Here is a 13,996-nt window from a genome sequence, read left to right on the forward strand (position 1 = left end):
AATGCCCTCTCTCCTCTCCTGGGGCACGACAGCAGGAGTAGGACCATGGCCGATATATGGATGCCGCAGGCCATCAAGGCGGATCTCGACGACCACGCCCCGTGTGATCCGGCATTTCCGCCGAAGGCCATCGCGCACATCACGGCGGACCGCACGGCCACCGCGGCGGCACCGGTGGACCTGGTGCCTTTCGCCGATCTCCAGAAACTCTTCACCCGCGACGGGAAGGGGAAGGCCCCCCACATTCTGTGGGATCCGTTCGCCGGCACCTTCGCCCAGTTCTTCCCCGCGACGTCCCGGAGCAAGGCGCTGCGCGACCTTCCCGGCGGCACGCGGACCAACCGCGCCGGCGAGGTCGTCCTTCAGATCGAGGCGCTGTTCTTCCCGTTCTGCCGGGTCAAGGGCAAGGTGTTCGCCGCGCTGGCCGACACCCCGTGCCGTGGATGGCAGGAACTCAATGACTGGGTGCGTTCCTGGGGCGTCCCGGACACCTGGCCCATGGGTCAGCCCACCGATTTCACCTCCCACCGCTCCGCGCGCGTATGGAAGTCCCAGGGTGGCTGGTACGCGCACGCCCACGTACCCGAGAACGACCATGTGGATCCCGGGTCCTGGCCGGTCTTCGCGGCGCGGATGGCGCCCGCCGAGCCGTTCCCCGGCGCGGCCTTCTTCCACACCGGTCAGAAGTCACCGGTCATCGCCGCGATGCACCGTCGTCTGGTCGCCGAGGACTGCGACCGGTACCGGCCCGGCGATGCCATCGACGTATGGGAGATCGACGATGTGAATTCCTATGCCGCATGGCAGCGCAAACTCGGACTCTCGGGCCGGGATGCGGATGGCACTCCCGGAAAGCCCAGTTGGGACCGCCTGCGGGTGCCCCACCTCGCCTGACGTTCCGCCGCCGGCCGACAGGTCGGTGAAATCCGTCGAGGAGGCACGATGGTTGCGCTCTCCAATGTCCGGTTCAGCAAGCACAACGATGATGTGCGGTCCACTCAAGATGCCCTGATCGCGGCGGGCTTCAGCATTCCGCTGGGAGCCACCGGAGAATTCGACGACCAGACCAGGGCCGCGTACGCCGCCTGGCAGCGCAAACTCGGTTTCACGGACAAGCAAGCGGACGGATTCCCCGGGTGCGCCTCCCTGACGAAGCTCGGTCACCAGGCGGGATTCGAGGTGGCCTGCCGGCATCCGGGGGCGATCGCCACGGACGTGGTCCGCTTCGTGAAGAACTCCAACGTCCCCAAGAGCGAGGCCACGGCACGGGGATTCGCGGTGACGGCCTGCGAGATGACCGGTGCACCGCCGACCTGGGTGACCGGGGTGAGGAACCGCGCGAATCTTCTGACCCTGATGTTCCGGGAGTCGTCCTTCAATGCGAACGCGGTGAACTCGGTCGACGTCAATGCGAAGGGCCCGGTCCAGGTGGATGGCGCGCGGTTCAACTGTTCTCGCGGGTATGCGCAGGTGACCGCCGAGACCTTCGCGGAGAACCACCAGGAAGGGACCTCCGAGCACATCTACGATCCCGTGGCGAACATCTCGGCGGCGATCAACTACATCTGGCGCAGATACGGCGACATCTCACGCGTGCAGCAGGCGAATCCGGACCTGCCGCCCCATCCCTATTGAGGCCCCACACCGACCCCGTTGTAGGCCGCGAGCCAGCCGGCGGCGAAGCGGTCACCGTGGGTGAAGACCGCTGCTCCCCGTCGGCCCGTCGAGGGGTCGTCGGGGGCCGGGGTCGGATACTCCAGGTGGGCCGGCTGGCCGTCCGTCGTGTACCGGACGGTCGTCGCGCCGTCCCACAGGCAGATCACCGCACCGTGCGGGGCCTCGACGCGCACGGAGCCGGGGTGCGTGGTGAATGCGGCGCCGGTGGCCCGCAGTTTCAGCAGTGCCTGGTAGCGCTCCGGTGAGAGCGCGCTGTCGCGCGGTGGGGTGGTGCCCGTCCAGTCCGGGGCGCCGACGCTCCGGTCCCGCGCCGCACGCCACATGCGCGGGACGAGCCGAGGGGCGAGCTGCGGCGTGGCCATCCGCCCGCACATCCACAGCAGCCGACCGGCGCCGCGGCCTGGCCCGAGGGCGCGCCAGCGGATGCGCTCGGCGAGGTCCGCGGCCACGACGGCCGCCCAGGGGTGGACGGTGCCCAGCTCGCCCTGGGATCCCAGCCAGGCCAGATAGCGCTGGGCCTCGTCCAGGATGCCGGTCAGGCTGTCGGTCGGGATGCCGAGCACGTATCCGCCGCGGGCGACGAACAACCGCGGGCTCCTGGCGACCAACAGCAGTACCGCGTGGGCCAGTTCGCCCGGCAACAGGCCCTCGTCCTTGTCCGGCAGCCCCCGGTCGTGCTCCAGCCGCTCCGCGCGGCCCTGATGGTGCAGCACCCGCCGCAGCGTGGCGCGCGCCCGGTCGCTGAAGGCCGCTTCCGCCAGTTCGGGGAGCTGGATGCTCAGCAGCTCGGTCAGGAGGGCCTCGGCGTGGTCGGGGTCCTCGGGCACCCGCACCCTGCGCACGGCTTCGGACAGCTCGTGCGCGAGTTCGGCGTCGACCATGAAGCGGCTGGTCAGCATGCCCGGTTCGGTGGCCTCCAGGAATTCCGCGCCCTGCGGGCCGGGGGCGATGCGCAGGAACCCCGCCTCCGCCAGCTGGAGCGCCGCGTCATGGAGCGGTTCGACGCTGTCGTGCCCCTGGTGGAAGGCGAACGTGTCGGTCCACCAGTCCTCGGCCTCCTTCATCGAGCCCACACGGCCCTGCACCACTTCGGCGAGAAGGTGGTTGGGCAGCCGGTCACCGATGCGGGAGCGCACGGTGTAGCCGGCGGTCAGCCGGGCCTGCCACTCCGGGCGTTCCGTCTCGTCCGCCAGCAGGAAGGCCCAGCCCTCCCGTTCTCCGGCGCCGACCCGCCCGGCGCGGCCGAACATCTGCTGCACCATGGACACTTCGATCCGGTTGCGGCCCAGCCGGACGTCGCGCACGACGACGGCGCGGGCCGGGAGGTTCACTCCGGCGGCCACCGTGGAGGTCGCGACCAGGACGTCGATCTCGCGGGCCCGGAAGGCGCGTTCGGCCTCGCGTTTGAACGGCCAGTCACGGTAGTGCAGCCCCACGCCGGCGCTGCTGCACAGCCGCTCGACGAGTTCCGTGTCGTCCGTGTCGACGCCCCGCGTCGGCACGCCCCGGTCCGCGGCGAGGGCGAGTGCCGTCGCACGCACCCCGCGCTTGCTGCTGCAGAAGACGAGCACGCTGCCGTCCTCGTCGGTGAAGGACCGGGCCAACCGCACGGCCGCGTCCGTGCGGGCGGCGACGGCCTGCGTGGAGCGTTCGCCGTCGCGCGGCGCGGGGAGCATGGGGATCTGCCAGGTCAGCCGGGTGGGCCGCCACGAGGTGCGGATCAGCCGGGCCCCCAGCCATGCGGCGACCTGGTCGGCGTTGGCCACGGTCGCCGAGAGCCCGACGATGCGGGTCTGGGCGCTGTCCTCGCGCACCCGCGTCAGGACGGCTTCCAGCACGGCGCCGCGCCCCGGGTCGCCGAGCAGATGGATCTCGTCGACGACCAGGGCGCCGACCTCGGCGAGGGCACCGCCGAGCGATCCGTTCCGGCAGATCGCCTCGAACTTCTCGGTGGTGGCGACCCAGATGTCGGCCTCGCGGATGAGCTGGGTGTCGACGGCGTACTCGCCCGTGAGCCGGACGACCTCCAGCCCGTGCCGTCGCCAGTTCTCCAGTTCGCGGTCGAGTTCGTCGGTCAGCGACCGCTGGGGCACGAGCCAGGCCGCCTTGCGGCCGCGGGCGTGCGCCCGGAGTGCGGCGACCATGCCGATCGGTGTCTTGCCCGCCCCGGTCGGGGCGACGACGATCAGGTGGTCGTCGCTGTCCATCACCGCCGGAACGGCGTCGGTCTGGGCCGGGTTGAAGGTGGGGTACGGCAGCAGGCCGGCCCAGTCCTCGGGAACGAGGTCGGTCACCGGTATGTACGGGACGTCGTCGGCGGCCGGGAGGTCCTCCAGGGCGTCCCACTGGGCCGCGAACGCATCCCGGGCCGCGTGGGCCCCGGGGCCCGCGACGGGCGCGGGCGGCATCGGGGATCCCTTGGCGGGGAACGTGCGGACCGGATGGGCCACCAGCCCCGTGGCGGCGCCGAGGTCGGACACGGTGCCGACCTGTTCGCCCTCCGCCCAGTGCCGGGCGCCGCGGAACGGTATGCCGTGGGCTGCCAGGTGCGCGCGCAGGTCGTCGAAGGCGGGGCCCTCGGGGAGGATGACGCGGACGTCGTCGGCCGCCGAGACCGCCGCCTCGGACGGTCGCCAGGCCGGGTCGGTCACCTTGCACCACAACAGGCGGCGCTGCTCGCTCTCCCTCGGCACCGGGAGGTCCGCGGGCCAGGCCGGTCCGGTGGAAGCGGCGATGACCCTGAAGGGGGTGAGGGGGGTGATGGTGACACCGGGTTCCACGGGACAGGGCCCGAGGAGCGCCTCCTCGACGCTGGCGACGAGCGTCGGTCCGGTCACCTTGAGCCGCGGGGCCGCGGTCTTCTTCGCCGTGGGCCGCGGCCACAGCTTGTCGTAGGTCTTCACGCCGAGGTCGGCGAGCGTGTACGCCGCGGGGCAGACCGGGCAGACGACGGCCACATAGCGGTAGACCCGCCCGCCCGACTCGTACGGCCTGCGGAGCGCGTACAGACGCCCGTCGCACTCCGGGCAGGTGCGGGGCACCTCCTCCTCGTAGCTCCACCCCGGTTCGGTGAAGCGGTCGATGAGCCCGGTGCCCTGCAGTGCGACGCCCCAGCGTTCCTGCACGACTTCCACGACCGTCTGGCCGAACTCAGCCGTATCCCCCACGAGTTTCCCCTCTTGCCGGCCCGGCCGGCCGCGTGTGTCAGTCGACGATGATGCCCGGGTGGCAATGGTCATGATTCCATCCGGGCTGGATCGCGTATCCGCAGTAGCAGAGCCCGGACCTGGCGGGCTTGCCCTCGGAGCGACGGCGCAGCGCCACCGCGAGCGGCTGCCGAGCGAGCCACGCCCCGGCGTCCTCGCCCTCCCACCGGCCCAGTGCTTCGGGGGAGGCGGCCAGCCCGTCCACCAGCGTCGCGAAGATGTCGTCGGCCTGCCGGAGGAGGAAGCGCAGCACGTTGCCGCAGTACCGCGGCTCCATGTCGTCGAGGCGGTGACGGCGGTCCTGGGCGTCCTGCCAGACCTCGTCCTGGTTGAGGAGGGTCACGTAGTGCTCCTCCATGGTCCAGGACCGGGGTCCCCCGCCGGCCAGTCGGTCCCGTGCGGTCTCGTAGGCCGCGCACGCCTTCCGCAGCGGCCCCTCGAACTCGGCGGCACGCACCGCCGCGAGCCGCCGACAGATCTCCACGGCCTCCCCGGCGACGCTCAGGGCTTCCTCCGCGTGCCCGCTCAGCGCGAGATACGTGCCGAGGGTGGTCAAGGTCCCGGCCAGGGAAGGCTCATGGGCGACCGGGTTCACGTCCGCCAACCGCCGCTCGATCGCGGCCGCCTCGTGCAGGGCGGCCAGTGCCTCGTCGCGGTGGCGCGCGCCCCACCGGAAGAACCCGAGGTTGGCCAGGCCCGTCGCAAGGTCGGACTCCTCCACCACCATGGCGCGGGTGAGGTCGGTCACGGGTGCCACGGGCCCGGCGGCCACCAGCCGTCGGATGATCTCGACCGAGCGCTCCGCCGCGGTGAGGGCATCCGCCCAGCGCCGCAACCGCCAGGAGTAGACGGCGGTTTGGGCCAGTGTCATGGCCAGACCCGGTTCGTGGAGCGCCGGATCGGTCGCGGCCAGCCGCTGGAAGATGCCCATGGCCCGCTGCGCGGCGGCCAGAGCTTCCTCCTGCCTGCGCTCCTCCGACATGCCGTGTCCCAGCTGGGAAAGGGAGAGCGCGAGTCCCGGTTCGTAGGACGTGCGGTCGGTGGCTGCCAGTCCGCGGAAGATGCCGACCGCCTCCTCGGCGGCCCGGCGGCTCGTCCGCATACGGTCCGCCTTGTAGGCGCACTCGCTCAACTGGGCCAGCGCACCGGCGAGTTCGGGAGCGAATCCGGCAGGGTCGGCGGTCGCGAGCCGCCGGAAGATGTCGACCGCCCGTTCGGTGGCCGCCATGGCCTCCTCCCGGTGTCCCGCCCGGGTCATCCGGAACCCGAGGTTCTGGTGCAGCCGGGCGTGTTGGGCCGGGTCGTCCGTGGCGGCGAGCCGATGCCGGGTGAGGCGTTGGGTGAAGGCCGCGATCCCGGCGTCGAGGTCCACCTGGCCGTGCCCGGGAATGTGCGCGTCGATCGCCTCCAACACGGCGGTGTCGAGGTCGCAGGCGGCGAGCGCGCTCAGGGCGGCGGCGCCCGCGGCGAGGGCCAGGGCCGGGTCGGCGCGCAGCACGGCTTCGAGGTGCCGGACCGCGTGCGGCCAGCGGTGCGGCGCCGCCGCCGAGGCCAGGAAGGTCAGCACGCGGGCGGTGTGCCCGGGCGGCGCGCCCTGCCCGTCGCGGGCGACGAGCGTGCGGGTGGTGTCCGCCGCCCAGGGCGCGGCGGGATAGCCGGTGGCCTCGTGCCCGGGGAGGCTCAGGGCGAGGAAGTCCTCGGCGAGCCGGTCGGGATAGAGCGGTTCCAGGACGGCGCCGGACTCCTCCGCCGGATAGCACGTGGTGTGGTCGGCCAGCAGCCGTCCGGGGTGCTCCAGGCCGAGACGGCTCAGCAGTGCGGTGCCGTTCGCGTACGTGGTGGCTCCGGTGAGGGCCGCGGTGAAGACCACATGGCCCATGGCGCCGGGCGGTGTCGTGTAGTCCAGGCCCTCCAGACGGTTCTCGTAGAGCTGGGTCCAGTGCCGGCGTTCGCGGTCGAGCAGGTACGCGGACAGGCCCGCCATGTCCTGCGGGGGCCGGCTGCCCCGGGTGTGGGCGTCGACCGCCACCAGCGCGGCCATGTGCAGCGCCAGGACGAGCCCGAAGTCCGGCAGGTGCAGAGAGCCGGGAGGTTCGATGACGGACGGGTCGGCGAGTCCGTACCGGGCCGCGAAGCAGTCCCGGGCGACGGTGAACATGGCCCGCCGAACGTCGAGTTCGCCGCCCCGGTCGTCGAGCGGGGGCAGCGCCAGGTCGCCCGTGGCGGCCTCCGCCTCCTCAAGGGCGGCCCGTACGGCGGGCCAGGGGGCGACCGACCGGCCCAGGAGCAACACCCGGGTCGGCAGCGGACGGTGGAGCAGCTGGTTGCTCAGCAGCCAGGTCAGGTGGGAGAGCGGCCAGCGGTCGGCGTAGTCGACGACCAGTAGCAGCCCGGCGGCACCGTCGAGGCGCAGGTCCTGGCTTCCCGGGCTCGGTCGGACCGTTCCGGAGCCATGGGTGGCCGTGACGATCTTCCAGCCCGCCGCGGCACTGTCGGCGGCGAACCGGGCCGCCAGTCGCGTCTTGCCCTGCCCGCCGGGGCCGTGCAGCCAGGTGGCCGCGAGGCGCGGACCGGCGCCGTCCCGCCATGCGGCCAGTCCGGCCCGCTCCCGGTCGCGGCCGGTGAAGTCCACGACCTGGAAACGGGCGTTGAGCAGGCGGCTGGGCTGGGCGGTCAGCCACCCGGCATCCCGGCCCGCGGGGCCGGCGGCCGGATCGTACTCGGAGAGCAGGTAGACCGGTCCCCGGTCGGGGAAGACGTGCAGATCGGCACCGATGACGCCGTACCCGAAACCGTTCTCGACGCGGACGACCTGCTCGGCCCCCGAACCCGGGCGGCTCAACGCGCCTCTCCGCTGCCGCCCCTCGGTCCGGGTGCCGTCTGGTGCACGATGACGTTGCCACCCTGGACCGCGAAGACCTGACCACCGTCCTTGGCGACGTTGTTCTGCACCCATGCGCGCTGGTCCTCGGGCAGGCGGTCCCGGATCTCGCCGATCAGCTCCTGAAGGTCACCGGCGGCGTCCGGGTACTCGTCCAGCAGCGACTCCAGCTCCAACAGCCACACGGGAAGCAGGCTCTGACGCACCCGCTCGGTGTCGCCGGCCCGCTCGATCAGGGCCACGTGGTTGTCCAGTTGGGCCTCGATGGCCGACTGCTGGTCCTGCCCGCGGCGTCGGAACAGCCTCGCGATCCCCCCGCGCGCCACCGCCCAGGAGTCCGTGGCCATGGCCCCGACCACGGTGGTCCCCCCGGCCAGAATCAGTTCCTCCAGCATCATGTCCCCCTCGCCCGGCGATCCCATGATCGCTTCCGTGAAAGGACATTATCCATCGGCACTGGTGACCGGCCGTGGCGATGCCGGTGGGACGACCGCTACTGCACCGCGCGCCTCGGCACAACCGGTCTTCTCACGGTCCTTGGCGTACGGGTCGATCTTGCCGTTCACTTGCACCGGGGGACGTGGCCTGGCCGGAGCAGATCGGCCCGTAGACGGCGGCGGGGGCACCGGTCACGAGCGCCCAGTAGCGGTCCCCGTACGACCAATGCCACCACTCGCTCGGGTAGTTGACGAAGCCCTCCTCGCGCAGACACCGGGCCAGCAGGTCACGGTTGTCGCGCGCGGTCGGCGACAGACCCGGAGCGTCGAAGGGACACCACCTCTCGTCGCCCGTGCGGTGCCCGTTCACCGCGCCGCCCATGTCCAGTTCCGCGCCATCCGCGTCGACGAGCGTCAGGTCCACCGCCGCGCCGGCGCAGTGCGGGGCCACCTCGACCGGGGAGACGAAAGCGCTTGCCCGGCGCCGAAGCTCCGCCGGGTCGCTGATGCCCGAACGGCGAAGGCGGTCCTCGTACAGTGCGAACCGACGGGCCTGCTCGGCCGGACTGCGATGCCCCTCGATCACCAGGAGCCCGATACCGGTGGGGAGTGTGTCGGAGGCCGAGCCCAGGCGTTGGAGCACGCCGGCCCTGACTCGTCCATATGCCGCGAGTTCGTCTCGCTCTCGCGGGTCCAGCGTCATGGCCGGCACTGTGGCGATCTCCGCAAGGGGTTCGCCGCAGTCCGCCACCGGAATCTCGATCACTTGCGGATCGCTCAGCAGGATCATGCCGAGCGAGCCCAGCGCCATGTTCGACGGCTCAGGTACGAGCTACCGGTCGCGCGGTCCGGCGGTGGCTGGTCCGGCCAGGTGACTGCGTACATCGAGTCGGCTCCCCGCCGGATTCGTGCATAGCGCAGGAGCTCACGAATGATGCCGGCGTTACCCGACGCCCAACTGCTTTCCGGTTCGAGGGTGCTCGGGGTGGTTCGGTGTTCGATGTTGGACCACCGCGCTCCCTCAGCGTCGCGGGTGGCGCGGGCGAGGAGGTCCGTGACGAGGAGTCGTGCGAAGTCGGGGCGGTCGCCCTGCTCGGCGATACGGTCACAGGCCAGCGCCAGGACGCCGGCCGTGCCGCAGCACCGTCCGTTGTTGTCCCAGAATCCGGGGAGCAGGCGGCGTGGCAGGCCGGACCGGGTCACGGCATGCCAGCAGTTGTCGGCCAAGGTCTGCCACGTGGGATCGTCGAGGGTGTTGCGGAGAAGCCGGAATACTTGCGCGTCACCGGACGGTCCGTGGCACCACCCGTAGCTGTAGCGTGCGGTGAGATCGGGATGGTCCTGCGGGTCGGAGTGCGGGACGAGGAAGGCAGTCGAGCCGGCCTCATTGCGTGCCACGACGTCCGCAGCACCCGCTCGCGCCAACTCGACCAGATCCGCCCGGCCGGTGGCCCGGCCGACGCGGGCCAGCCCGTGGACAATGCCGAGCGTGCCATGCGAGATGTGGTGGAAGCGCGCGCTCCGGCCTCGTTCCGACTCCCAGTGAACGCCTGTCGGGGTCCGCTCGGCAGTGCGCGAGTAAGGCTCCACCGCACGTATGGCCAGATCCACATCGCCCATGGCCAGCGCACCGAGGCCGATGCCGGCGTTGCCACCCATCAGGTCGAACCAGTCACCCCAGCGCGTGCCGTCGAAACGTACACGTACCCGGTCCAGGGCCCGAACCGCGGCGGCCGCGGCATCCGGAGCGCCGAGTTCGTCGTGGACCGCCCGCAGAGCGAGAGCCAAGCCGATCAGGCCGAAGTACAGGGAGTCGTTTTCCCAACCGTCGACGGCGGCGGAAACGCTCCGAGCAGCGCGCACGGCGGCATCGCCGTACCGGTCGTCGCCGAAGTGCCACCAAGCCTCCAGGAGGGCGGTGATGACACCTGCCGTACCGCTGTGGAACGTTGGGTCGGTTGCGCCATCGGACGGTGTGGCAGCCCAGGCCAGGCCATTGCCCTCGGTCTCCCGTGCGTTCCGGAGCAGCCAGCGCAGAGCGTCTGCCGCCAGCACTTCGGCCTCGCCCGCCTCCGCGATCGTCGTGTCCGCCGTCATAGCGCCTCACTGTGGCATGCCACACCCATCTCGCCCAGGCGGTTGCAGGCACGACGTCGACCACGTCGTAACTGCCGTCGCCGAGACCGCGGCCCCGGCGATCGTGTGTCACGCGACGGCGTCCCGCAGCGGGCGAGGCGGCGGGGCTCCACGTGATCAGCCGAACAGCCGGTAACCGAGCGGGTGTTGTCGGTCGAAGCCGGGGAGGATCAGGAAAGTCGCGCTGGCGGTCGTGGTGGTGAATCGCAGCAGTGCGTCGGAGGCGTCCATGTGGGTGAGGGTGGCGGTGAAGGTCCGCAGGTCGTTCTGGAAGCTGATGAAGAGCAGGCCGGGGGCGGGCTCGTCGGTGCTGTAGGAGCGGCGGAGCATGAGGCCGGTGCCGACCACGGCGGGGTTCGCCCTGCGCACATGGGCGTCCGCGGGGACGAGATAGCGTCCGTCCGGTGTCTTGGCGCCGAGTTCGGGGTTCGTGGCGACGGTGCCGCCGGAGAGGGGGACGCCGGTGGCGCGGCGCCGCCCGAAGACCGCTTCCTGCTCGGCCACGGACAGGGCGGCGAACCGCGGCAGGTCGAGTTCCATGCGCCGCAGTACGGCAAGGGTGCCGCCGGCGACCGCGGGGGGCCCGGCCAGCCACAGGTCGCGTTGTTGTTCGGCGGTCGTGTGCGGGCCCACGATGCCGTCGATGAAACCGAGCGGGTTGCGTGGCGCGGTGAGGCCGTTGCCGACCGGCACGTTCGTACCGCGACGTGCGGACTGCCGCCAGCGTTCGTGGATGCGGTCACCGGCCTGGTCCAGGAGCGCGGCGGCGGCGACCGGCAGGAGCAGCGGGTCGCCGGCGCAGATCTGCATCAGCAGGTCCCCGCCGCGCGCCGGTGGGGCGATCCGTTCGCGGGAGAACCGCGGGAGGTCGGCCGCGCCGGGCAGTGCGGCGCCGGCCGTGCGCACCAGTCGGGGGCCCACGCCGACGGTGACGGTGAGGTCGCCCGGCGGCAGGCCCAGCAGTCGCGGGTCGGTCCCGGAGATGAGTGCGAGGACGGCCTGGCCGAGTTCAGCCAGGAGCGGGCCGGCGGTTGTGGGGGTGGCGAGGTCGGCGACCACGGCGAGCAGGTTGGGCTGGGCCGGCTGCGGGAGCGTGATGCCTGCCTGGTGCCGACCCGTCGCCGGAACCGGCGCGGGTGTGGCCGCCGCGGAAGGGGCGTGCCGGCCCGGCCGGGCGGAGTCCGAGGTGCACCCGGCGATCATTCCGCCGGCCACCATGGCGCCGGTGACATCGAGGATCGTGCGGCGCGACGGGTGCTGATCGGCACGGTGCATGGTGTGCAGAGTGCCACACCCGAATCGTGCGCGCCGGTCAACCTCCTTATTCTGGCGTGGAATTGGGTGCCGTGCCAGACTGGGATCATGCCTCGATTAGGTCTTCGCGTGGTGGCCGCGGTGCTGGGCACGCTGACGCTCGTGGTCGGCTGCGGTGGCGGCGATGGTGGATCGGGCAGCGGCCGGCGTCCGACCGGTGCGCATGTGACGATCCGAGTGCCGGCCGATGCCCCGACGATCTCGGCTGCGGTGTCGTTGGCCCGGCCCGGTGACCTGGTGCTGGTCGCTCCCGGCGTGTACCACGAGTCGGTGCGGATCGGCACGGCTCGCATCACCCTTCGCGGCGCGTCCCGGGACGAGGTCGTCATCGACGGGCGGTTGCAGCAGCCGAACGGTGTCGTCGTCGCGGCGCCCGGGGTGGCCGTGCAGAACCTGACCGTGCGGAACAACACGCAGAACGGGGTGCTGGTCACCGGTTCGGCGAAGGCGGCCGGCGGGCTGCCGGGGCATTCCGGCGGCTACGACACCGGAGATGAGCCCGTCACCTTCCTGAAGTCGTTCCTGGTCTCGTATGTGACCGCGACCCGCAACGGCCTGTACGGCATCTACGCGTTCTCCGCGCAGAACGGTGTCATCGAGCATTCGTACGCGTCGGGCGGGGCCGACTCGGGGATCTATGTCGGGCAGTGCAAGCCGTGTCACATCGTGGTGCGGGACAACGTCGCCGAACTCAACGCGGTCGGCTACGAAGGCACCAACGCCAGTGGCGACATGTACGTGGTCGGCAACCGTCTTGTCGGTAACCGGGTGGGCCTGACCACCGACTCCGACCACCAGGAGAAGCTGCTCCCGCAGCGGGGCGCCGTCATCGCGGGCAATCTGATCGCCGCCAACCAGCAGAGGGCCACCCCGGAGCAGGCCGACGGCGGGTGGGGCACCGGCGTCGGCATCGACGGCGGCAGCGACAACCAGTTCGTCCGCAACCGCATCGCCGACAACAGCAACGCCGGGCTGGTGATCACCGCGACCGCCGACATACCTCCGGTCGGCAACCAGATCGTGGACAACACCTTCACCGGCAACGGCGTCGACGTCGGCTGGACGTTCCCCACCGCCACGCGGGGACGGGACAACTGTCTGCGCGGCAACGCCCTGCGGACCACCGTGCCGGCCGGGCTCGCGACTGCCGCGTCCTGCCCGCTTCCGGCCAAGTCGCCCTCGCCGGCCGGCAGATGGGCGATGCCGACGGCACCCGGTGGCATCCCGTTCACCGAGGTCGCGGCGCCCGGTCCACAGCCGCAGTTCCCCGACGCCTCCGCTACGGGCGCCACCGCCGTCCCGGCCGTTCCGGCCCTACCGGACGCGGCAGGCATCCCGCTGCCGTCGGCGTCCCTGCTCGCCGCGCACGCGCGGGTGGGGACCTCCTGAACAGCGGCTACCGCGTCGGGGCGACTCCGGGCACCGCCTGGACCGGAACGTACTTCTGGGTGTCGAAGTCGATGACCACCGGCTGCGACGCGGAACCCACGCCGACCCGGACCCGGTACATGGTGCCGTCCGAGCCGACCCAGTAGCGCACGCTGTCCGCGGTACCGGAGCGGTCACGGGAGGACGGCCCGGTCATGACGTCCACCCGATGCCCGTCCACCTCGTCCCGCCCCCACCAGGAGGCGCCGTTCTGCGGCAGCAGTTCGGCGTTGTCCGGCCGGTCGCTGCCGAGCCGGAGCGCGATGGCCAACGAACTGTCCAGCGAGCTGCCGGACGACTGCAGCGGACGGCCGTACCAGCCCGAGCGGGGCGGCGACGCGGGCGCGTGCGCGGGGGCGTTGGCCATCGGGTGGACGAACACCGAGGCAGCCGTCCACTCGATCAGACCGTCGCTGGAGGTGTCGCGCCCGGTGCCGTGCACCACGCCGTAACCGGCTTGGCCCCGGTAGTCGACGGACCCGGTGACGGTCAGCCCGCCGGCGGTGCCCGGCACCGTGATCGTCACCGCGCGGCCGTGCGCCTCGTAGTTGCGGAACCGGGTGATCGCCAGCCGGTTCGCCTCGTCCGACGTCAGTGCGCGCGGACCACCGGGGCCGGAGCCGCCGCCGGCGACCAGGAACGCGGCCGCCGCGACGGCCGCCGTGCCGATGACGGCTGCCGCCCAGCGTGGCCGCAGCCATCGGCGCCGGTCAGCCGCACGGCGCGGTGGAGCTTGCCGGATTCTCGCGCTCCGCACGCGGCTCGACGCTGACACTCTTCTGATTCTTCCTCTCCACTCTCGCTCTCCCTCACCACGCCGGTCGGCCGTCGTGCGGTCGCGGCGACGCTCGGCAGTCCGGTGGCAGACGGCGCCAGGGCCGGCCCTGGCGGACCGGCCGAGGCGTGATCTGCCCGAC

The 13,996-nt window shown here is 72.0% G+C and carries 10 protein-coding genes; 3 read left to right on the plus strand and 7 right to left on the minus strand.

Going from position 1 to position 13,996, the window contains the following annotated elements:
- The first annotated feature begins 45 nt into the window (after positions 1-45).
- Both SNOUR_RS09090 and SNOUR_RS09095 read left to right on the plus strand, forming a co-directional pair.
- Entirely contained in the window at positions 46-894 is an 849-nt protein-coding gene (locus SNOUR_RS09090; RefSeq protein ID WP_067345422.1) for a peptidoglycan-binding protein, read from the plus strand.
- Between the two features lie 48 nt (positions 895-942).
- The gene (locus SNOUR_RS09095) at positions 943-1,635 is read left to right on the plus strand and encodes a transglycosylase SLT domain-containing protein (protein ID WP_067345425.1); all 693 of its coding nucleotides are present in this window, start codon (positions 943-945) and stop codon (positions 1,633-1,635) included.
- Here the strand turns inward: SNOUR_RS09095 and SNOUR_RS09100 are convergent.
- From SNOUR_RS09100 to SNOUR_RS09125, 6 genes are all read right to left on the minus strand, one after another.
- Positions 1,629-4,844, minus strand: a complete 3,216-nt coding sequence (locus SNOUR_RS09100; RefSeq protein ID WP_312632143.1) for a DEAD/DEAH box helicase — start codon at positions 4,842-4,844, stop codon at positions 1,629-1,631. The genes SNOUR_RS09095 and SNOUR_RS09100 overlap by 7 nt on opposite strands.
- 37 nt (positions 4,845-4,881) lie before the next feature.
- Positions 4,882-7,725: a tetratricopeptide repeat protein gene (locus SNOUR_RS09105; protein ID WP_067345428.1), complete on the minus strand. Its 2,844-nt coding sequence runs from the start codon at positions 7,723-7,725 to the stop codon at positions 4,882-4,884.
- Complete coding sequence (locus SNOUR_RS09110; RefSeq protein WP_079142401.1) at positions 7,722-8,186, minus strand: hypothetical protein; 465 nt, start codon at positions 8,184-8,186, stop codon at positions 7,722-7,724. The genes SNOUR_RS09105 and SNOUR_RS09110 overlap by 4 nt, the downstream gene beginning before the upstream one ends.
- 106 nt (positions 8,187-8,292) lie before the next feature.
- Positions 8,293-9,012 (minus strand): M15 family metallopeptidase, encoded by a 720-nt coding sequence (locus SNOUR_RS09115; protein ID WP_174717858.1) that lies wholly within the window; start codon positions 9,010-9,012, stop codon positions 8,293-8,295.
- On the minus strand, positions 8,988-10,298 hold the full coding sequence (locus SNOUR_RS09120) for a lanthionine synthetase LanC family protein (protein ID WP_067345429.1): 1,311 nt from the start codon (positions 10,296-10,298) through the stop codon (positions 8,988-8,990). The genes SNOUR_RS09115 and SNOUR_RS09120 overlap by 25 nt, the downstream gene beginning before the upstream one ends.
- A 156-nt stretch (positions 10,299-10,454) precedes the next feature.
- Positions 10,455-11,612 (minus strand): Dyp-type peroxidase, encoded by a 1,158-nt coding sequence (locus tag SNOUR_RS09125; RefSeq protein ID WP_067345432.1) that lies wholly within the window; start codon positions 11,610-11,612, stop codon positions 10,455-10,457.
- A gap of 87 nt (positions 11,613-11,699) precedes the next feature.
- Here SNOUR_RS09125 and SNOUR_RS09130 point away from each other — a divergent pair, with 87 nt between their 5' ends.
- Complete coding sequence (locus SNOUR_RS09130) at positions 11,700-13,040, plus strand: right-handed parallel beta-helix repeat-containing protein (protein ID WP_167739040.1); 1,341 nt, start codon at positions 11,700-11,702, stop codon at positions 13,038-13,040.
- A gap of 7 nt (positions 13,041-13,047) precedes the next feature.
- Here the strand turns inward: SNOUR_RS09130 and SNOUR_RS09135 are convergent, their stop codons facing one another.
- Positions 13,048-13,749 (minus strand): hypothetical protein, encoded by a 702-nt coding sequence (locus tag SNOUR_RS09135; RefSeq protein WP_067357959.1) that lies wholly within the window; start codon positions 13,747-13,749, stop codon positions 13,048-13,050.
- Positions 13,750-13,996: the final 247 nt, after the last annotated feature.

The organism is Streptomyces noursei ATCC 11455 (genome assembly GCF_001704275.1).
GTDB lineage: Bacteria > Actinomycetota > Actinomycetes > Streptomycetales > Streptomycetaceae > Streptomyces > Streptomyces noursei.